The organism is Lysobacterales bacterium (assembly GCA_019634735.1).
In the GTDB taxonomy this organism is placed as follows: Bacteria; Pseudomonadota; Gammaproteobacteria; order Xanthomonadales; family UBA2363; genus Pseudofulvimonas.
The window spans coordinates 19422-39290 of record JAHCAT010000009.1 but is presented as its reverse complement, the minus strand read 5'-3'; the positions used below and the strand labels follow the sequence as shown (position 1 = coordinate 39290).

Sequence of the window (19869 nt, the reverse complement as noted above, 5' to 3'; positions counted from 1 at the left end):
GATAGCACCGAGGTGCGCCTCTCTGATCAGGGCGGGATGCGACCAGGAACCGAGGAACGATCATGGCGAACCCCTTCGATACGCCGCAACTAGCACGAGACAACATCACAGGTGCCTTCCAGTTCTCCATCAATCAGTGGAGTGGGCGGCCCTATGTGGTGGTTATTCCGACAAGGTACTGTCCTGTTGGCTGCGCGCATTGTTACTTCGCGTCCCCAAAGCCTGGCCGCTCGCCGGAGGCTGGAAGTATTCTTGCTGTGACCGACGTCCAGCTTCTTACACGCTTCCTAAACGATGCGAATGTCGGCTTGCTACAACTGTCCGGCGGCGGTGAGCCACTGCTTGAGCTCGAGAGCGTCTGTGAGCTTCTCGCGCACACTCGGGCCTACCGAGCGGCGATCACCACCAGTGCGGTCATGGCAAAGACCGACGCCAAGGCAACACAGCTTCTGGACCAATTATGTGCGGCCTTCGCTTCTTCACCCAGTGAAGGCGAACTAATCTTCCGCTTGTCGGTCGATGAATTCCATACCGAGCGCATTCGGGATACGGCGGTGCAGAGCGTCATACAAGCGTTTCGGGCGGGATACCCACGCTACAGAGATCAGTCGATGCGTCTAAAGCTCCATTCGATCATGGGCGACAAGTCGATCGATAAGCTGCTGGATCAGCTGGCCGACGAGGTTGCCGACGTTCAAAGCGAGGTGGTCTTCGGCGAGGAGAGGCCCACGAGGATCGTGCTGAAGGACAGAAGTGAAATACTGGCCGACTATTCGCTGCGGATGTACGCCGACACCCTGCCGGACCTCAACGACACCGCAGCAAACCAACGGGCCGTCGCCGCCTATGAGGCGCTACGCATTCCAACGCCGGCCCAGTACATCGATGAGGACGGAAACCCCGCACTGTGTCTAATCGTGCAGGAAACCGGCGAAGTCGAGCTCTGGAATACGACGCCTCCGGATCGGCAGGTGACGTTACGCACGCATGACTATATAGCGGCACGTAAGGCTTATTCATCGGACATCATCCAGGTGGCTGCGTTGCAGCGTGGTGCGCGTTTCGTAGAGGAAATATTGAGCGAAGTGAATCCCCGTGCCGTGACCCGAGCGAAGGTCATCGGATCGGCCATCTCCTTCAATAAGAACATGCTGGTGCAAGGCAAGGATCGCTTGTACGTGACGGTGCGTCTTGTGCAGGAGTACCTCGTGGAGGGGAGGCTTACGTCCGATGATCTGAAGAGCCTCGATTCAATATCGATCGAACTCGTGGGCGCCCCCGTGGCGCGGTTGCAGGACATGTATCGGTCGGCCTCGTCAGACATCCTTAGCGAAACACTCGATAGGCCAGATCTGCATCTGAAGCATCTTGTCGATCTCTTCAAGCAGGTCAGGCGTGGACATTTCGCCGTCGATGAAGAGGAGATGGTGACTCGCGTACACCGCGCGGCCATTGCTGATGAAACAAAAGCTGCCTTCATACAGTCCGTTCAGGTGGCGGCGTGAGTATGCACTTTCAACGTGACAACTGACTGCTGATCATGGCCCGAGGCCGAAATCCCATGGAGAGAGGGATCGCGTACGAGGCTATGCTAGCAAATTGCCTTTACGTCCATCCCGTGGTCGTGGAGTGCAGCGCGAAGATGCGGGAAGCCTGCTACCGCTACGTGATGGCGCGTTCCGGATCAAGCGCTCGGTCGCTGCATGAGGTGCTCTCTCGCATCAACCGTCCAGTGGATCTGCCCTTCGCCGGACGGGTGAATAGCAACGCGGACCTGCTGGGAGTTTTTCGCGGGGATGGCTCTATCCGCGAGGAGCAGTGCACGGTCTGGCGCGTGTTCAGTCACCTGATCGCCGAGGATCTCGTCGGAGCGCAGCGACTCCCCGACGTCCTCGACGTTGCCGATCGCGCTGGCTTTCATCTGGGCCACCTGCAGGCTTGGCTGGCCGAGGCGATAGATTACACGTCGCGCCAAACCGACCGCCAAGTTGGCGCAGAGTCAGTGGATCCACGTTTCGGTTTCATGCGCATGGATTGGCACCCCATACGCCAGCTGCAATACCAGAGCAGGGCAGCGTACTCCTCGTTGCATCAAGCGCGTCGCTTTTGGAGCCTGAGATCACGCACCGACCATGAGGCCATCGGGGGAACTTTTAGTCGTTTCGAGCGAAATCTTTCAAGCCCGCTCGGGCCCAACTTCCTTCCATGGTTGGACACAAGACGCTTCTATAGGCCAAACCCGCAGAGCACCATAGTACGCCGGGCGTACGAGGCCGGTGTTCCGATGATTACCGGTGCCTCGGGTGTAGGCATGCACACGCATCAGTTTGCACGGGTCCTGGGCATCGACGACACGGTAGCTGTCAGGCTTGTTGCAATCGCCTACTTGGTCCCGATACTTCAGCACAGCATTTACGAGGTTTGGATATCCGAAAGATCCGATGCGCCGGAGGCGATAGACGCGTTCTCGTATGCGGACGTCCTGCCTGTCGACATCGCATCCTTCAACCTGGGACCAGCTCCTGAGCAGGTGAGGGCCGCAGACACCACTGCCCGGCAAGCGGTTGGTCTTGACGATCTATGTCCGGTCCACTGCAAGTGAACATCGAGGCCTATGAGCTGGTGGCAAGCAACGCCGGATTTAAGGGCTTGCGCCGGACCGAACGCCCGAAGCCCATCCCTGGACCTGGGCAGGTGCTCGTTCGTCTGCGCGCGGCATCTCTGAATTCACGCGACCTCGCAATTGCCGGCAATCGGTACTTCCCCGTCCCTGTCATGCGGAACACGATTCCGTTGTCGGACGGTGCGGGTGAGGTTGAAGCGATCGGAGATTCGGTACGACGATTTGCGCCGGGGGACCGGGTCGTCGCAGCTTTCAAGCAGGCCGCAGGCTCACTCGGCGTGCCGCTGGATGGGACTCTTACGCAGTACGCAGTGTTCAGTGAAACCGGCTTGCTGCCGATTCCCGAGAACCTGAGCTTCGAGGAGGCGGCGACCTTACCGGTAGCCGCCGTGACTGCCTGGAACGCTATATGCGGAGGAAGACCCATTCGCGCTGGCGAGTGCGTGCTCACGTTGGGAGTCGGTGGGGTCGCGATCTTCGCTTTACAGATAGCGAAGACATGCGGCGCCCGCGTGATTGTTGTGTCCAGCGATGACAGGAAGCTTGAAAAATCAAGAGAGATAGGAGCAGACGAAGTCATCAATCGCGTCCGGCATCCGCAATGGGCCTCCGCCGTGCTCGAGTTGACCGGCGGCGCGGGCGTTGAAAAGGTCGTAGAACTATTTGGTGCCGAGACGCTCGAACAGTCCTACCAGGCCGTGGCGGCAGGTGGAGAGATTGCTCTGGTCTCGGGTTCCAAGAGAAGAGACATCATGGGTTTGGAGCCTCACCCCCTTATCTGGAAGTCGGCGACACTTCGCGGCGTCGCATGCGGGAATACAGATCATTTTGAGAGGGTTAATGCCCTAATATCACACCACAAGCTCACTCCAATAATCGATTCCGTCTACTCGTTTCAAGATGCGGAATTGGCCTACCAGAGCATGCATGAGAATCGACACGTAGGAAAAATAGTCATCGTGATTCAGGAGTAGAGGTGATCGGAATGAGCTGTGTCGCCCACGTGTCGAGGTCCGGGTTGACAAAGTATGTGCTGCCGCGTGATGGGCGTCCTTCTTTCGCACTTAAAAAATGCAACGAGGAAATCAAAGGGTAATGCCATGAAGCCTACAAGCACGATCGCGCATCTTTTCGGTCACAACCTTTGGGCAAACCTGCGTTTAATCGATGCATGCGCGGCGCTGAATCCAGAGCAGCTGAATACCAAGCCTCCCGGCGTCTTCGCATCTATACGAGATTCCCTCGAGCATGTGGTGCGGTCGGAAGAATCGTACTTCTCGCTCATCAGCACCGGCCAGCGGCCTCATCGTCCCGAAGAGCCACCGCCAATGACGATTGAGGAGATGAAGGAAAGCGCAATTACGACCGGAAGGGGTCTTCTAGCCTTGGCTCCTTCGATCGACATCGTCGATTCGGTGCAGATCGATTGGGGTGGACCCATTCGGGAGGTGCCTAAGATGGTCATTCTTACCCAGGTTATCAATCACGCAACCGAGCACCGTGCTGAAGTAATCACCATACTCATTCAGCTGGGTATCCAGCCGCCAGCGCTGGACAGCTGGACCTACTTTGACCAGGGGACCGTGCAAGTGTGATGCCATGCCTTTTCACCGGGTTCGAGTGCTGTCTAATGTTGCCCCAGGCTACTAGCGCACGGACTGCAGCACTGCGAAGATTGCTGCGACTGCTAGTAGGTCGGTAGCCCGGTGATCCCAATGCGCCCGACGAGTGCAACAGCTTTATTCCCACCCGCGACTCTAAACTTCTGACTCCAATTGCCAATGAACCAAGGCGCGTCGCCGCCAACAAGTACGCAGCGCAGGCGCGCGGCGACTGTATTCATCTTCGTCACGCTGTTGATCGATGTTCTCTCGTTCGGCCTTATTATTCCTGTACTCCCGCACCTTATCGAGGAATTCCTGGGAGGCGACGTGCCAAGGGCGGCGATCTGGTACGGCTGGTTCCAGGTGGCATTCCTCGGAATGCAGTTCATCTTTATGCCGATACAAGGCGCATTGTCGGATCGGTTCGGTCGGCGCCCTGTTATCCTGATTTCAACAATTGGGCTTGGCCTCGACTACGTGGTCATGGCAATTGCCAGTACATTGCCGATTCTGCTGGTCGCGAGAATGGTAGCTGGAATGACGTCGGCGAGTCTGTCTGCTGCAAATGCGTATATCGCGGACGTAACGCCTCAAGCGCGCAGAGCGCAGGCTTACGGCATCGTCGGAATCGCATTTGGCCTTGGCCTGTCGATAGCTCCGGTGGTTGGTGGAGCACTCGGCTCGGTGGACATGCGTCTGCCGTTCTGGGTGGCTGCCGCGTTATGCGCAGCGAACTTTTGTTATGGGTTGCTTGTTCTGCCAGAATCGCTCCCGCCAGAAAATCGCAGCCGTACATTTGTTTTTGCGCATGCCAATCTGCTTGGTTCCCTGCGCCTTCTGCGCCGCTATCCCCGAGTGCTAGGGATGATCGGTGTGGCAGCCCTTGACGCTCTGGCGCACATGGCTGCCCCCGCGACGTTCGTACTTTACGCAGGCTACCGTTTTGGCTGGGGACCTCTAATGGTCGGCGTCACGTTGACACTTAGCGGTGTTCTGCAGTCCATCGTGCAAGGATTTCTGGTCAAACCAATCGTGGGTGCCATGGGCGAGAACCGGGCGCTGATATTCTCGCTTGGCTGCGGAACTTTAGGCCTCACGCTGTTTGCGCTCGCTCCTACCGGCTACTGGTTCTGGGCCGTTATGCCCATAACGGCGCTATGGGGCGCGGCGCGGCCAGCTTTGCAATCACTGCTTTCCGGTGCGGTCGATGCGCGCGAGCAAGGTCGGCTGCAAGGCACGGTAACGAGCATTTCAAGCCTTGCTGGAATCGTTGGCGCGATAGTCTTCCCCATCGTGCTTGCTATCGTGACCGCATCCGAGCGTCACGATGTCTGGGCCGGCGCGACGTTCTTCATCGCTGCGGCTGCTGCAGGCGTGGGTTTGCTACTCGCGTATCGGGTGGTCAGACGTTAACGACAGACCGCGTGGCGAACTGATGTGTCAAGCGCTCCATCACGTGTGTGGAGGAGCAGGTGTGCTTGAAGCGGAAGCTTACGCGACCATCGGCTCGGCGCTGTCTCCATCCAAAGATGCTGCAATCAACTGCCCCATTTATTCCAGGCGAACGCGGAACGCCTCACTCGGTTCCAAAAAATTCGGCTTTCCGCATGAGACCTGGTCGGCACCGCCGCTCAGGCGACTTGATCTGGCAACAGCAGGGACCGAACCGCCTGCGGATCCCTGAGCACGATCCTGTGACGCGGCAGCTGGGGCTTGGCCGCGTCCAGTCCGTAGCGTTGCACAAAGTAGCCGACCAGACAGCGTCGGAGTACGACCCTCCATGCCGGGCCGTGCTCCGTTTCGGACATCCCGAAGTCCCGGACCACGACAGCCCGCTGATGGTTGTTCAAGCCTGAATGCGGGACCACTTCGAGGGTCACTTCAGTGATCCAGTCCGCGTCCTCGCCAACCTCCACAGGGCATACCGCACGGACGAGTTGAGCCGAGTCCATGCGGCCCAGAGAAAACTGTCGGAACGTCTCAGTCTGCGCGTCGTAGCCCCGAACATGCCAGCGCACGCCTGTGTGAACCAGCGCATGCGGCCACACGCGCCGACGCGATGCACCTGCGCCCGTGCTCGAGTGGTACACCACATCCACCCCTTCGTGCTGGTGCAGGGCACAAAGCACAGCGCGCAGCACCGGGCTGTGAATGCCGTGTGCGGGAACCGGCACACCGACCGACGGGATACCTGCGCCGCCGCCAATCCACGGCGTGACGACGGAAGCACCAGTGTGAACATAGGCCAGTTGCAGGGCGAGGTACTCGCCCGGGTCTGACGAGGCGATCCGAGGCTTAAAGCGCGGCCCCGGCACGTACGCCCGACGTCGGGGTTCAAAGACCAGGCTGTTCGGATACGCCGTTTCGTACTCCCGCAGATCCTTCGTCACATGGTTCGCCGCCACGCCGAACACCTCGCTGACTCGCGCCCGTTGCAGTTGCCCCTCCCACATCAATGTCGCTTCGACGAAGCGCAGGCGTTCGCGCTGGGCATAGGGAAGGCTGGAGGCGGCTGGCGATGCCATTTATACGCAGTATGCGTGCTGGACATGTCTTGCGTAGTCTACTGGTAATGCGTAGGATAGCAAGCCAAGCGCTCTATAGAACTACCATTGACCCCATCATCCGCACGAGACCGTGACCCGTGATGCACGAGGAAGGCCTCGAACGTTGGCTGACGGCCCTGGGCTACGACCCGGCCTCGCCGTCGTTGCATCGCGCCAGTCCCCGCTTGTCCAGCCGCCATGCCTATGCACCGGAACTGCATGACCTGCTGAATCCTGCGGGTGACATCCGGGCGGAAGCGGTCTTCGATGTCGAAGGAACGCCGACGATCAGCTTCTTCGTCGATGATGGCGCCCTATTGAAGGACGACGCACGCCTGACGGCGTTGCGGCAACGCATCTGGAATCAGGGGCTGGTGTCGGTCCTCCTGGTCGTTACGCCTGCGGCCGCGACCCCTGTGCCGATCAGTCCACGCGCCGCGGTCGGCGATCCGCTGACTTTTGATGCAGCCCGGGTCGATGGGCCGTTCTCGCGCGCCGACGTGCAGTCTGGCGATGTTCGCGCGCGCCATGAGAGTTGGTTCCGTCTCGAAGACCGCGTGGACCGTCGCCTAGTGGCCAATCTGCGCGAGACCGTGACCAGGCTCGCTGCCGTCGACGCCGGAGCGAGTGGCAAGGTTACGAGGCAGGATGCGCAGTACTTGGTGGGCCAGCTGCTGTTTGTTTCCTACCTAGAGCACCGCGGCATCGTCAGTGATCTCTATCGCAGCCACAGAAGGGTGGACTCGCTTCACGCCCTGGTCGCGAGGCGCGACCGAACGGGTTTGGTGCGGCTGCTGGCCCAGCTTAAGCGCGACTTCAATGGCGACTTCCTCGACAGCGACGCCGGTGTCGGGGCGCTCTGGCAGCGCCTTCCCCCGGCGGGGTTCGATGTTCTCGCCGACCTGTTGGCCGCCACCGACATCGAGCGTCGGCAACCCAGTCTGTTCCCGTACAACTTCCGCTACATTCCCGTCGAGCTGCTGTCCGGCGTCTACGAGTCGTTCCTGGGCCGCGACCAGAAGAAATCGCTGGCGGCTTACTACACGCCGCGACATCTCGCCAACCTGGTCGTCGATCAGGCCCTGTCGACGTCGCCCGACCTGCTCTCCGAGCGGATCTATGACGGCGCCTGCGGATCAGGCATCCTCTTGACCACCGCGTTTCGCCGACTGCTTGGCGAAGCGGAAGCGCGCCGGGGAGCGGGGCCGCTGCCCCTGCGCGAGCGCATCGACCTGCTGCGCGGTCACATCTTCGGTAGCGACCTGAGTGAGGCGGCTTGCCGCGTCACCGCCTTCAGCTTGTACCTGTCGTTGCTCGAACGGCTCGAGCCGGCGGATGTCGTCGCCCTGTGCGAGGACGCGCAGGTCAAGCTACCACGCCTGCGCGGCTCAAACCTGTTCGGAGGCGTCGAGCACGGGGACTTTTTCTCTGACGCCAATCCGAACACGCAGCGCACCGATTACACTTTGCTGCTTTCCAATCCACCCTGGATGGAAACCGGGCTTGATGAAGGCGCCTCGGATGACGAGCGGGCCGCCGCTGCATCGCTGGCGCGTTGGGTCGGCACCTCCGGTATCCCGCGCACGTTGAATCAGATCGCCGCCGACTTCGCCTGGCGAGCAAGCGACATCGCTGCGCCCGGCGCGAGGCTGTGCCTGATTCTCCCCATGAGCCTGTTGCTAAAGCCCACCAGCCAGCCTTTCCTCGCCGCATGGCTCGAGCGCGTGCGGTGGCGGCAGCTGGTGAACTTCGGCGACCTCAAGGAACTGCTCTTCGACGATGGTCGGCTGTCCTGCGCGGTCCTGCTGGCCGAACGTCGCGCAGAGCTACCCCACCCGGAGCGGTCGGTAATCGCGCCAGGCGAATCCTTCGAGTATTGGGCGCCCAAGGCCGATGCCAGCCTGGCCATGGGGCGCCTGACCCTGCACGGTGTCGACCGTCACACGGTGTATACCCGGGCCATCTCGGTCTCCAATCGCGAACTGGTCACCCGCATGTGGGGCGATGAGCACGATCTTGCCCTTTGGACCCGGCTGCGCCTGCGCGGCACGTTCGGCGACCTGTGGAAGGGACGGAATCGTCGGTGGTACAAGCAGAAGGGCTTCCACCACCAGGATGCATCGGTTCCCCAGACTGTCAGCAGCAGGCCTCTGTGGAACCACCCCTTCATTGAGCCGAGCCTGCTCAAAGACGCGCTCGTGCTCGATACCGCCAGCGAGGCCTCGCCCTTCCCGAGGCAAGAGATTCCGACCGTATCGCGGCTCAGCGACAAACTACTGCTGGGCTTTGACGGGCCGCGCATTTTGTTTCCGGATGGCCCCTCGCCGGAGCGATCCGTTCGCGCAGCGTTCGTGAACGGACCCGCCTCCTTCAAGAGCAGCGTCGGCGTCATTGCTGGACCGCCAGAGGACGAAGACCTGCTGCGTTTCGCGACGGTCTACCTGCGCTCCGATCTGGTGCGCTACTTCATGGTCACCCAGCTTTACCAGCTGCTCGGAGATCGCGATCGCGTGTCGCTATCCGACGTGGCCGAGTTCCCCTTCTTCACGCCCGAACGGCACCCTGACCCGGCGGCAGCGCACCGCATTGTCCGTGCCACAGCCGACCTGACGCGGGCGATCGAGCACCAGCCCCAGCTCACGCGAGATGCGTACTGGCGGGCGCACCGCGCGGAAGCGGAACAGTTGATCGAGGCCTACTTCGGCCTGGAGGCCTCGGATCAGGCCATCGTCCGCGAAACGGTCGAGCACCTGCTTCCGAGAATCCGCCCCTATGGACTGTCCAGCGTATTCAGATTGGCGCGGGATAGGCTCGGCGAGGCGCAGGCACAGGCCTACGCACTTGCCCTGCAGACCTCACTGGAATCCTGGCGTGACGCACGCGGCGGGACCGGCGAATTCCAGGTCGACGTGCAGCTAACGCGCATCGATCGCGCGGGCCCGTTCGGCATCGTGCGCATTCGGGCTGGTGTAAGGCATTCGCGGGCGGCCAGCGCGACGCGCTCCGACCAGGCCGTGAACGGTGTCGTCGAGGAGCTTCATCGGGCCGGACTCCTCACATGGCCCGTGCGCGAATCCATCTATTTTGCTCCGGATGTCGTGTTGCAGGAAGGTGACACGGTCTACCTGATCAAACCACAGCTGCCGCGCCTTTGGCTGCGGCGCCAGGCACGACGCGACGCCACCCGCGTGGTTCTCGCAACCACCGAGACGTCTCCCCGCCCCTCGCATGTGGACGCGGCATGAGCGGGCGGACAGCGTGGCAGGCTGCGTTTCTGGATGGCGATGCGCCTTGCGCAGTACGTGCAGTGTGCGAAGCATGGACCACCTTGGTGCTGACCTCTCCCGATACAGTGAATCCGGGTAAACGCGAGAACCATCTGACCGAGATCCTCGGGGAGTACCTGCGCGGCGCCAAGGCGCAATGGCATCTCACTGGCGACTGGAGCTACGAGCATCGCCAGGGTCGGCTGCGACGAGCGACGGCCACGGGCATGACGGTTACCCATCGCAAGCGCACCGATATTCGTTACTTTTCGAACGCGAGGCTGCCGGCACTGGAGCTGATATTCGAGTTCAAGTTCCTCGATCACTCATCCGGAAAGCGGCGCACCTATGTGAAGGAGGGACTCAGGAGATTTCTGGACGGGGACTACAGCCAGGGCCAGCCGGTAGCGCTCATGGCCGCAATGCTCACCGTGCATCGCGACGACGCCTTACCGCCACTCCGCCGCTGGTTGGCCGGGCCAAAAGCGCACCACCAGCTCGACATGGCGTGCGAGAGAGGCCGGCAGGTTCGCGATCCCTCAGCGCTCTTTCCTGCTCATGCGGCCTTTGACACCGAACACCTCCGTGATCCCGACAAGGCGCCGGCGCACGGGACGATTGTGGTCTCTCACCTTTTTCTAGAGTTCCCGAATCCACCCCGCGCTGAAGGCAAGCGCGCCCGCCGTAACGCCCTGCATGACGCGCTGGAGCTGTGATGTTGCGAATTGAGTTCAATGGCAAGCCGTTCGACCCAGACGCCTTTGAAGATGCGCTTATGGCCTCGGCACTGGAGGCGGTGAAAGAGCAGATTCGAGAGAAGATCGGCGGAATCCGCGACCCCCAGACGGGCGAGTTCCCGACCGTCGTCATTCGGGCAACCTCGCTCGAAGACGTGCAGTTGCACATCGAAGGCTCTGATGCCTTGATCGCTCGCGTGCGCGAGGCGCTTGGTGTCAACGACGACGATGGGCAGCCTGTCGAAGGAGGCCCTACGGTCACCTCGCCGGACCTGGATCAGCCCCGGACACCCAAGGTCTTCCTGAGCTACGCGAGCGAGGATCGCGACCTTGCTAGCCAGCTTGCGCATGCACTCATCCGCAACGGGATCGACACGTGGTGGGATCGCTGGGAGATTCACGCAGGAGACAGCCTGCGACAGAAGATCGATACGGGTCTGGAGGACTGCACCCACTTTCTGGTGCTTCTGACCCCGACCTCCCTCTCGAAGCCCTGGGTCAATCAAGAAATGGACGCCGGGTTGGTTCGGATGTTGAGCGAGCGCATCGGCTTTCTGCCGGTGCGTTACGGTCTCGCCGCGAGCGCACTGCCTCCCTTGCTTCGTGGCAGGTACTCGCCGGAGATCCGCGATCTCGAAACCGACCTGCACCAGCTCATCCACGACATCCACGGTGTCACTCGAAAGCCTCCGATCGGCCCACCCCCACCGACCGCGTCGCTGGCGAGGAAGTCCGGCGCATCACCGGCAGCGGTCGCTCTTGCACGCGCCTTCGTTGAGCACACGAAGACCGCAACGCAGCTCGACCCTCAGTTCACCAAAAGCCAGCTTCAAGCGCTGACGGGACTTTCGAAGGAAGACCTGGCCGACGCCATCTACGAGCTCCGAGGCGTGGTGAAAGTGCACGAGTACTCTGACGGCGGATTCGTGGTGGCCGAACCTGAGCTATACGCTGACTTCGACACCCTGTGGAAGCCTTGGAATCCTGCGGAGGACGCGCTCCGGCTCGCCGCCGACCTTCACAACGACCCTGACTTCCCTATAACGCCCGCTGAGATCGCAGGGCGCTACGACTATTCACCGCGACGACTCAACCCTGCACTGGCCTATTTGATTGCTCGCGATCTGGTGGGGGTCCTGGTCGGGATCGGGGACCCCGACTACCTGTGCCACCGCGTGACCGCCACCGACGCAACGCGGCGATTCATCAAATCACGTAGCGCCGGGTAAGTGAGCGACCATCGGACTTCGATCGACGGTCCCCACCGGCGAACCGCAGCTGCCAACTCACGCCAGGCAGCGGCCGAAGCCAGAAGCCGGGGGCAGCTGAGTTCCGGCCTTCATGAGTCGCATCGTTGAAAGAAGCGTCGGAGCGAACTCACATCAAGCTCCGAACTTTGCTTGTCTCGATAGTGGTGACGATAGCACTGTGCCTTGCCGCGACCGACAGCTTCCAGGGCCGTTTTGGCGGCCTGCCGGAGGTTTCGCCCTTCAACGCGTGAGATTGATTCGATCAGGTGCTGGATCACTTCCTGATCATGCGGTCCAAGGCCATAGAAATATGGTGAAAGTACACCGCCTTCAGTCGGCCGTGTCTCGATCTCGAACCAGTAGCCGACGCGACCGGCGCGTTCGACACGCACCACTAGCACGCAACGAGGCTTTCCTGGCGTTCGCTCGGATCCCCTGCCTCGGGCACGCTCGATCATGCGCCATCCTGCGTTCGGCCAGCGGCCTGTGTGGCGCGCGGCTGCATCAAGCAAGTTCCAACAGACCAGTCCGCCGCACTGTGCCATCTGAGATGGGATCGCGGGCTGATACACCGAGTAGCTCCGCAGTTCCCGCGCATTCTGCAGTGCTTCGAAGGCATCCAGGAGATAACGAAAACGGTTGATTGGATCCCGGACAAGGACCTTGTGGTGCGCCGGCGCGGCATTGCCGCTCTGATGAGTGCGTTCGCCTCCCGAAGCGGTATCGAGTGGCGGTGGGTGCGCGCGAACGGCATCGCTCTCGCCGTAAAGCTGGCTCCGATCCTTGGTGAGCTTCTCTGGCTCCTCGCCATCCAACCAGGAAAAGGTGTCTTCGAGGGTGATAGCATCTCCCTGCCTTGCGGACGCATCGACGGCGCTGGTCGTGATCAATTCACTTCCTGCAGGACGAGCGCGTAGATGGCCGGCATATGGTCGGTCGCCGGCTGCCGGTAGCTGCTCCCTGCCTTTATCGCCGCTATTGAGCCTGCCCGCCTTGATTTGTGGTGCGTAGCTGGGCCAGCTGCAGCCCAGGATCGAAGTAGCCAGAAACGTTTGCTTGTGCACCACCGGCTTCCCGCCTGCGCCTAGGCGGCCAAGCCGAGGCGCCAACATGAAGCCCTTGATCAGCAGCCTGAGCGGCTTGGACTCGGCTCGGAACGGGATTTTGGCCTGGGCGAACCAGGGCGCATACTGGTTGCCACGACGGTCGGTAAGCATCCCGGTATAGATCGATTCGGCGCACGCAGCCGCATAGTCGTCAAAGTACAACAGCGCCGCGAGGCGGGCGAAGTCGTTCTCGACATGCGTCTGCAGGATGATATGCCAGGCCCCGGTGCTGGGGTCGACCTTGGTCTCCAAACCGGAATTCAATTGGCCCTCGTAGACGATCTTGCGCTTGGTCAGTGCCCAGGGGCCGGTGGTGAACGCGTTGGCTAGTTCGCGTTGAATGGCATAGAACCTCTGGAAGACTAGCGCTCTCGGGATAATGTAGTCGATTCCGCTCTGGTCGTTGAAGACCAGGCAGCGCGATGCACTGAATTCGTTCTGGATGCCGCCGAACTCTCGGGACAGGAGCTGCTTGTAGGGGTAGCTCCAGCCAGGGGGTGCTTCCAGCTCCTCGCCGATGGACACTTCACGGCAGGAGAGCTCAGCCTGCGGTAGAGAAATCATCACCTGTCGCGCGGGCAGCTCCCCCACTAGGCGCCGGCCTTGGTAGACGCGGCCGATCGAAAGGTGTGGAAGCAAGCCTGCGTGCACGGCCACGGATGTGTACTGGCTTTGCCCGGTGTCAGTGCGGTCGAGCGGTAGCAACCCGACGGCGTCCTCCCGCGAAAGGCAGTTCAGGTCGGCATGGCGCCTAAACGGCAGCCGCTGGAGACGAACGGTGACCGAGGGGGATCGGGTAGTCAGATGCGGGAGCGTGAACTTGTCGAACCATTTGACGAGCCGAAAGACGTCGTCGTTGGGAAACTCCTCGATGATCGGCATGGATAACGCAGGCGTGAGGTCTCTGTTCCTCAGAACATAGCTCAGTCGCGCATTATGTTGGAGGCCTCGGGGCTGCGGGGAGGGCCCGCTGCTGGCTATTCTTCGTTGAGCATGGTGCAGCCCTCCAGCGACCAGATGAACCCCTTCTCATCAGCGCTGCACTGCGCGGCGGTCAACACAAGCCGATCGCGGGCGCTAAGCTGTGTCCGTGGACACCCAGACCGATGCCGAAGCCCTCGCCGAACTGGTGGTGATCTGGCACAAGCTCGCCAGGCTCCACGCTGCTGACCCCAACGGTCCGGCGCGGCTTTTATTGAGCCCGGTCGCGAACGAGGCGCTCACCCTCGCGGGACGATTGGGGGTGGACCCGGCGCTGGTCCTCGAGGAGGGTGGCGCCGCATAGTAAGCAGGTCACGAGGCTATGCCTGTGGGCACGTATTGTGCGAGACTCCAGCACAAAGGCAGCAGGGAGCCAGCCTCATGAACGTCGCCAGCGACCAGTTTGCCGCCTTCCTCTCGACCCTAAGGGATGAATCGTCCCGCACGGCGCTCTCCCCCGGGCGCCTGGCGGAAGCGTTGGAGCTGCCCATCCAGAAGCTGGCCAGCCTGGCGCGGGTCCATCGCAACACGGTCAGCCTCTCCCCTACCTCGCCAAAGCTGCAAGAGGCCATGGGGGACGTTGTTCGCGTGTTGTCGGCCGCCCATGAGCTCAGTGGAGACCTGGACACCGCCCTGTTCTGGTTTCGCAATCAGCCGATCCCCGAGTTCAACCACTTCACGCCGCTGCAGCTGGTCGAGCAGGGCAAGGTGCAGGCGCTCATCGACTACATCGACTCGACCAGCAGCGGTGCTGCAGGGTGATCCTGACCCACCTCACCGGCCCGGCGCATTTCTACCGCGCCCATGCTCCGGAGTGGGCCAGCCAGCCGTTGAGCGGGGCCGGCGCAGCCAAGGTCGGGGGCCGACTGAACCGCAAGGGCATGCCCCGCCTCTACCTTTCCGACTCGATCGAAACCGCGATCCCAGAGTACCAGCAGTTTTCGCCCCTGATTCCGCCCTTGACGCTCGTGACGTATGAGGTAGTGCGGGGGACCCGTCGTCGACTTCAGCCGTGGTTTCGACCCCGCGCATTGGACAGCCCTGTGGGAGGGCCTGATGTGCGATTGGCGGTGGCTCGCCTTTTTCGAGGGCAGCGATCCTCCAAGCTGGGACACAGCTGAACAGGTCCGTGAAGCGCCCAACCGCAAACGCCACGATCCACCTTGAACGGCTGAAAAGGGGTGCAGATTCCGCGCCCTAGGGCTGAGGAACGTGGTCGCGGGACCGCAGTTGCTTGAGAAGCGCCAATCCCGTCTCGTTAATGGCTGGAAAGTCGCGTAATTGACTGGAATTCACAGCCGCCGCCGACCAGGGCGACCGCCGAGGCGGTGTGGTGCGGGGAACGGAAGGGCGGCTCATGGAATGCGGCGCCGAGACGCGGCGGAAGTCCGGCGATCGAGGCGATCGCCGCCGCCTCCAGCGCCCGTTCCGTCGACAGCGGCGGAAGGATGCCGGGCAGGCAGGTCGCCAGCAGGGTCTTGCCGCTGCCGGGCGGCCCGATCATCAGCAGGTTGTGTCCCCCTGCCGCCGCCACCTCCAGGGCGCGACGGGCACGCGCCTGGCCGCGCACCTCCGCCAGGTCGGTGCCCACCAGGTTCGCCGCCTGCGTATCGCCAACCCCTTCCGCGACCGCCTCGGCCAGGCCCTGGCCCTCGCGCAGGAACCGGCACACCGCTAGCAGGCTGTCTGCGGCCAGGGCCCGCGCGCCCGGCGCAAGCGCCGCTTCTGCGGCGTTGCCGGCCGGCACCACCAGGGCGCGCCCGGCCTGGCCGCAGCGGATCGCCGCCGGCAGGACGCCGTGTACCGGGCGCAGGGCGCCGGAAAGCGCCAGCTCGCCCAGGAACTCCATGCCCGCGAGGCGGGCGGCCGGGATCTGGCCACTGGCGGCCAGGATGCCCAGTGCGATCGCCAGATCGAAGCGGCAGCCGTCCTTGGGCAGGTCGGCGGGCGCCAGATTGACGGTCAGGCGGCCGTCCGGGAAGCGGAAACCGGCATTCTGCAGGGCGGCACGGACGCGATCGCGTGCCTCCTTCACCGCGGTCTCCGCCATGCCGACGATCTGCACGTTCGGCAGGCCGCCGCCGAGGTTCACCTCGACCGCCACCTCCGGCGCCTGCACCCCGAGCTGGGCGCGGCTGGAGACGACGGCCAGGCCCACCCGGCCCTCAGCCGCCGTCGCGGCGCGCCAACGCGGCCTCGAGGGCGTCGACGCGGGCGGCAAGCTGGTCCAGGCGCTCCCGGCTGCGCTGCAGCAGGGCGCGCTGGATCTCGAATTCCTCGCGGGTGACCAGGTCCAGGCGGCCGAGCTGGGCGCCCACGGCGGCCTTCAGGTTGGCGCGGAACGCCTCGCCGCCCTCGCGGACGGAGGGGGGAAGCAGCTCGCCGATGCGCTGGCTCAGGGCTTCGATGTGCTCGGGACGGATCATGGCGGGCCTCGGCGTGCGGGCAGTGTGGGGGGTCCGGCACCGCCAGGCATCGGCGGGACGGCTAGAATCGCATCGGAATTTTCCGATATCGGCGGGCAGGCGCGATGAAGATGGTGACCGCGGTGATCAAGCCGTTCAAGCTCGACGACGTGCGCGAGGCGCTTTCGGAGATCGGCGTGCAGGGCATCACGGTGAGCGAGGTCAAGGGCTTCGGCCGGCAGAAGGGCCACACCGAGCTGTACCGCGGTGCCGAGTACGTGATCGATTTCCTGCCCAAGATCAAGCTGGAGATCGCGGTCACCGACGAGCTCGCCGAGCGGGTGGTCGAGACCATCGCCGCCGCCGCGCGCACGGGCAAGATCGGCGACGGCAAGATCTTCGTGACGACGCTGGAACAGGTGCTGCGCATCCGCACCGGCGAGCTGGACGGCGACGCGCTGTGAGCGTGCCGTCCAGGACCCGCCCTTGAGCGTCCCACGCCGGTCCGCGACCGTGGCGTCGCAAGGCGCGCCCAGCCACCTGGACGAGCTGGAGGCCGAGGCCATCCACGTGCTGCGCGAGGTGGCCGCCTGCTTCCGCAAGCCGGTGCTGCTGTACTCGGTGGGCAAGGACAGCTCGGTGCTGCTGCACCTGCTCGGCAAGGCGTTCGCGCCGGCGCGGCCGCCGCTGCCGCTGCTGCACGTCGACACCGGCTGGAAGTTCCGCGAGATGATCGCCTTCCGCGACCGCCGCGCCGCGCAGACCGGCGCCACCTTGCTGGTGCACACCAATCCCGACGGCGTGGCGCGCGGCATCTCGCCGGTCAGCCACGGCGCCGCGGTGCACACCGACGTGATGAAGACCCAGGCGCTCAGGCAGGCGCTGGACCGGCACGGCTTCGACGCCGCGATCGGCGGCGCCCGCCGCGATGAGGAGGCCTCGCGCGCCAAGGAGCGCATCTTCAGCTTCCGTACCGCGCAGCACCGCTGGGATCCCAAGAACCAGCGCCCGGAACTCTGGCGGCTCTACAACACCCGCCTGCACCCCGGCGAAAGCGTGCGCGTGTTCCCGCTGTCGAACTGGACCGAGCTGGACGTGTGGCTGTACATCCTGCGCGAAGCGATCGAGGTGCCGTCCCTGTACTTCGCCCGCGAGCGCCCGGTGGTCGAGCGCGATGGCACCTTGCTGATGGTCGACGACGCGCGCCTGCCGCTGCGCCCCGGCGAGGTGCCGGCGCTGCGCCGGGTCCGCTTCCGCACCCTGGGCTGCTACCCCCTCACCGGCGCCATCGAGTCCGACGCCGCCACCCTGGAGGAGGTGATCGCCGAGATGCTGGACGCCACCACCTCCGAACGTCAGGGTCGGGTGATCGACCACGACCCGGCCTCGTCGATGGAGAAGAAGAAGCAGGAGGGCTACTTCTGATGGCGGCCGGGGCACTGGCGGAACGGCTGCGCCGGCACGAGGCGCGCACGCGGCTGCGTTTCATCACCTGCGGCAGCGTCGACGACGGCAAGTCGACGCTGATCGGCCGCCTGCTGCACGACAGCCGCCTGCTGCACGACGACCAGCTTGCCGCGCTGGCGCGCGACAGCCGGCGCCACGGAACCCAGGGCGAACGCATCGATTTCGCCTTGCTGGTCGACGGCCTGGCCGCCGAGCGCGAACAGGGCATCACCATCGACGTCGCCTACCGCTATTTCGCCACGGCGCAGCGCAGCTTCATCGTCGCCGACTGCCCTGGCCACGAGCAGTACACCCGCAACATGGCGACCGGGGCGTCCACTGCCGACCTCGCCGTGGTCCTGGTCGACGCCCGCAAGGGCCTGCTCGCGCAGACCCGCCGGCACAGCCATATCGTCGCCCTGCTCGGCATCCGCCAGGTGCTGCTGGCGGTCAACAAGATGGATCTGGTCGGCTTCGGAAGGGAGCGCTTCGAGGAGATCGCCGAGGCCTACCGGGCGCTGGCCGCGCGCCTCGGCATCGACGGCGTGCAGGCGATCCCGGTCTGCGCGCTGGATGGCGACAACCTGTGCACCGGCTCGGACCGGATGCCCTGGTACCAGGGTCCGACCCTGCTCGCTGCGCTGGAGGCCGCCCCGGCCCGGGGCCTGCGCCGCGATGGGCCGCTGCGCCTGCCGGTGCAGTGGGTGAACCGCCCCGACCCGGACTTCCGGGGCCTGGCCGGCACCGTGTGCGCCGGCGCCGTCGCGCCGGGCGATTCGGTGGTGGTGCTGCCCGGCGGCCGCCGGACCCGGATCGCCCGGGTCCTGGGGCCGGAGGGCGAGGTGCCCGTGGCAAGCGCCGGCCAGGCGGTCACCGTGGTGCTGGACGACGCGGTCGACGCCGGCCGCGGCGACCTGATCGCCGCGGCGAACGATCCGCCCGAGGTCGCCGACCAGTTCGCCGCCCACCTGCTGTGGATGGCCGACAAGCCCCTGTATCCCGGTCGCTCCTACTGGCTGACCCTGGGCACCCGCACGGTCACCGCCCAGGTCACCGAGATCCGCCACCGCATCGACATCGACACCGGCGCCGAACTGGCCGCGCGGCATCTGGAGCTCAATGCCATCGCCAACGTCCGCCTGAGCCTGGACCAGCCGGTGCCGTTCGAGCCCTATGCCGCCGACCCGGCGCTGGGCGGCTTCATCCTGATCGACCGCGAGGACCACGGCACGGTCGCCGCCGGCATGGTCGACTTCGCGCTGCGCCGCGCCGGCAACATCCACTGGCAGCACCTGGATGTCGACCGCGCCGCGCGCGCCCGCATCAAGGGGCAGCAGCCGCGCGTGCTGTGGTTCACCGGCCTGTCCGGCGCCGGCAAGTCGACGATCGCCAACCTGGTCGAGAAGCGCCTGCACGCGCGCGGCTTCCACACCTTCATCCTGGACGGCGACAACGTCCGGCACGGGCTCAACCGCGACCTCGGGTTCACCGCCGCCGACCGCGTCGAGAACATCCGCCGGGTCGCCGAGGTGGCGCGGCTGATGACCGATGCCGGGCTGATCGTGCTGGTCAGCTTCATCTCGCCGTTCCGCGCCGAGCGCCGCCTGGCGCGCGAGCGCTTCCCGGACGGCGAGTTCATCGAGGTCCACGTCAAGGCGTCGCTGGCGACCGCCGAGGCACGCGACGCCAAGGGCCTGTACGCCAAGGCGCGCGCCGGGCTGATCCCCAACTTCACCGGCATCGATTCACCCTACGAGGTGCCCGAGGCCGCCGAGCTGGTGCTCGACACCGAGACCGAGACGGCCGAGGACCTGGCGACACGGGTGGTCGACCACCTGCTCGCCGGCATGCGCTGAACCGCGGCGGTATCGCGCTCGTCGCACCGCCCGCCCCCGCCCCTGCCGC

General features: G+C 64.0%; 18 protein-coding genes. 14 read left to right on the top strand and 4 right to left on the bottom strand.

Annotation, left to right across the window (positions count from 1 at the left end):
- The first annotated feature begins 62 nt into the window (after positions 1–62).
- From KF823_09725 to KF823_09705, 5 genes are all read left to right on the top strand, one after another.
- Positions 63–1505: a hypothetical protein gene (locus tag KF823_09725; protein MBX3726184.1), complete on the top strand. Its 1443-nt coding sequence runs from the start codon at positions 63–65 to the stop codon at positions 1503–1505.
- A 227-nt stretch (positions 1506–1732) separates the two neighbouring features.
- A complete protein-coding gene (locus KF823_09720; protein ID MBX3726183.1) occupies positions 1733–2602 on the top strand; it encodes a hypothetical protein in 870 nt (289 codons plus the stop codon).
- Positions 2599–3597: an NAD(P)-dependent alcohol dehydrogenase gene (locus KF823_09715; protein MBX3726182.1), complete on the top strand. Its 999-nt coding sequence runs from the start codon at positions 2599–2601 to the stop codon at positions 3595–3597. The genes KF823_09720 and KF823_09715 overlap by 4 nt, the downstream gene beginning before the upstream one ends.
- A 126-nt stretch (positions 3598–3723) precedes the next feature.
- Positions 3724–4218: a DinB family protein gene (locus tag KF823_09710; GenBank protein MBX3726181.1), complete on the top strand. Its 495-nt coding sequence runs from the start codon at positions 3724–3726 to the stop codon at positions 4216–4218.
- Positions 4219–4404: 186 nt separating this feature from the next.
- Positions 4405–5640, top strand: coding sequence for a TCR/Tet family MFS transporter (locus tag KF823_09705; protein MBX3726180.1), 1236 nt, complete (start codon positions 4405–4407; stop codon positions 5638–5640).
- Positions 5641–5858: 218 nt separating this feature from the next.
- Here the strand turns inward: KF823_09705 and KF823_09700 are convergent, their stop codons facing one another.
- Entirely contained in the window at positions 5859–6752 is an 894-nt protein-coding gene (locus tag KF823_09700; GenBank protein MBX3726179.1) for a WYL domain-containing protein, read from the bottom strand.
- A 119-nt stretch (positions 6753–6871) separates the two neighbouring features.
- Between KF823_09700 and KF823_09695 the strand changes: the two genes are divergently transcribed.
- From KF823_09695 to KF823_09685, 3 genes are read left to right on the top strand one after another with little or no spacing between them, the layout of a single operon-like run.
- Positions 6872–10018, top strand: a complete 3147-nt coding sequence (locus KF823_09695) for an N-6 DNA methylase (GenBank protein ID MBX3726178.1) — start codon at positions 6872–6874, stop codon at positions 10016–10018.
- On the top strand, positions 10015–10755 hold the full coding sequence (locus tag KF823_09690) for a hypothetical protein (protein MBX3726177.1): 741 nt from the start codon (positions 10015–10017) through the stop codon (positions 10753–10755). Before KF823_09695 ends, KF823_09690 begins: the two co-directional genes overlap by 4 nt.
- On the top strand, positions 10755–12005 hold the full coding sequence (locus KF823_09685) for a toll/interleukin-1 receptor domain-containing protein (GenBank protein MBX3726176.1): 1251 nt from the start codon (positions 10755–10757) through the stop codon (positions 12003–12005). Before KF823_09690 ends, KF823_09685 begins: the two co-directional genes overlap by 1 nt.
- Positions 12006–12115: 110 nt before the next feature.
- Here KF823_09685 and KF823_09680 read toward each other — a convergent pair whose 3' ends face one another.
- Positions 12116–14014, bottom strand: coding sequence for a hypothetical protein (locus KF823_09680; GenBank protein ID MBX3726175.1), 1899 nt, complete (start codon positions 14012–14014; stop codon positions 12116–12118).
- 208 nt (positions 14015–14222) lie between these two features.
- Here KF823_09680 and KF823_09675 point away from each other — a divergent pair, with 208 nt between their 5' ends.
- The 3 genes from KF823_09675 (at position 14223) to KF823_09665 (ending at position 15234) form a co-directional block, all read left to right on the top strand.
- Positions 14223–14417 carry a hypothetical protein gene (locus tag KF823_09675; protein ID MBX3726174.1) on the top strand — a complete coding sequence of 65 codons (195 nt, stop codon included), beginning with the start codon at positions 14223–14225 and terminating at the stop codon, positions 14415–14417.
- A gap of 77 nt (positions 14418–14494) precedes the next feature.
- Positions 14495–14875, top strand: coding sequence for a DUF2384 domain-containing protein (locus KF823_09670; protein MBX3726173.1), 381 nt, complete (start codon positions 14495–14497; stop codon positions 14873–14875).
- A 2-nt stretch (positions 14876–14877) separates the two neighbouring features.
- Positions 14878–15234, top strand: coding sequence for an RES domain-containing protein (locus KF823_09665; GenBank protein MBX3726172.1), 357 nt, complete (start codon positions 14878–14880; stop codon positions 15232–15234).
- Positions 15235–15371: 137 nt separating this feature from the next.
- Here the strand turns inward: KF823_09665 and KF823_09660 are convergent, their stop codons facing one another.
- Positions 15372–16271, bottom strand: coding sequence for an ATP-binding protein (locus KF823_09660; protein ID MBX3726171.1), 900 nt, complete (start codon positions 16269–16271; stop codon positions 15372–15374).
- 7 nt (positions 16272–16278) lie between these two features.
- Positions 16279–16539 carry an accessory factor UbiK family protein gene (locus tag KF823_09655; GenBank protein MBX3726170.1) on the bottom strand — a complete coding sequence of 87 codons (261 nt, stop codon included), beginning with the start codon at positions 16537–16539 and terminating at the stop codon, positions 16279–16281.
- Between the two features lie 104 nt (positions 16540–16643).
- Between KF823_09655 and KF823_09650 the strand changes: the two genes are divergently transcribed.
- The 3 genes from KF823_09650 to cysN are packed head-to-tail and all read left to right on the top strand — an operon-like array spanning position 16644 to position 19820.
- Positions 16644–16982, top strand: a complete 339-nt coding sequence (locus KF823_09650) for a P-II family nitrogen regulator (GenBank protein ID MBX3726169.1) — start codon at positions 16644–16646, stop codon at positions 16980–16982.
- Positions 16983–17031: 49 nt separating this feature from the next.
- Positions 17032–17943 (top strand): sulfate adenylyltransferase subunit CysD, encoded by a 912-nt coding sequence (gene cysD, locus KF823_09645; protein ID MBX3726168.1) that lies wholly within the window; start codon positions 17032–17034, stop codon positions 17941–17943.
- Positions 17943–19820, top strand: a complete 1878-nt coding sequence (cysN, locus tag KF823_09640; protein MBX3726167.1) for a sulfate adenylyltransferase subunit CysN — start codon at positions 17943–17945, stop codon at positions 19818–19820. Before cysD ends, cysN begins: the two co-directional genes overlap by 1 nt.
- The last annotated feature ends 49 nt before the right edge of the window (positions 19821–19869 follow it).

What these genes read in the sequence shown, in the direction of transcription:
- KF823_09725 (MBX3726184.1), top strand. Translation starts at nt 63, where the DNA reads ATGGCGAACCCCTTCGATACGCCGCAACTAGCACGAGACAACATCACA.
- KF823_09710 (MBX3726181.1), top strand. Translation starts at nt 3,724, where the DNA reads ATGAAGCCTACAAGCACGATCGCGCATCTTTTCGGTCACAACCTTTGG.
- KF823_09705 (MBX3726180.1), top strand. Translation starts at nt 4,405, where the DNA reads ATGAACCAAGGCGCGTCGCCGCCAACAAGTACGCAGCGCAGGCGCGCG.
- KF823_09700 (MBX3726179.1), bottom strand. Translation starts at nt 6,752, where the DNA reads ATGGCATCGCCAGCCGCCTCCAGCCTTCCCTATGCCCAGCGCGAACGC.
- KF823_09690 (MBX3726177.1), top strand. Translation starts at nt 10,015, where the DNA reads ATGAGCGGGCGGACAGCGTGGCAGGCTGCGTTTCTGGATGGCGATGCG.
- KF823_09685 (MBX3726176.1), top strand. Translation starts at nt 10,755, where the DNA reads ATGTTGCGAATTGAGTTCAATGGCAAGCCGTTCGACCCAGACGCCTTT.
- KF823_09680 (MBX3726175.1), bottom strand. Translation starts at nt 14,014, where the DNA reads ATGCCGATCATCGAGGAGTTTCCCAACGACGACGTCTTTCGGCTCGTC.
- KF823_09670 (MBX3726173.1), top strand. Translation starts at nt 14,495, where the DNA reads ATGAACGTCGCCAGCGACCAGTTTGCCGCCTTCCTCTCGACCCTAAGG.
- KF823_09655 (MBX3726170.1), bottom strand. Translation starts at nt 16,539, where the DNA reads ATGATCCGTCCCGAGCACATCGAAGCCCTGAGCCAGCGCATCGGCGAG.
- KF823_09650 (MBX3726169.1), top strand. Translation starts at nt 16,644, where the DNA reads ATGAAGATGGTGACCGCGGTGATCAAGCCGTTCAAGCTCGACGACGTG.
- cysN (MBX3726167.1), top strand. Translation starts at nt 17,943, where the DNA reads ATGGCGGCCGGGGCACTGGCGGAACGGCTGCGCCGGCACGAGGCGCGC.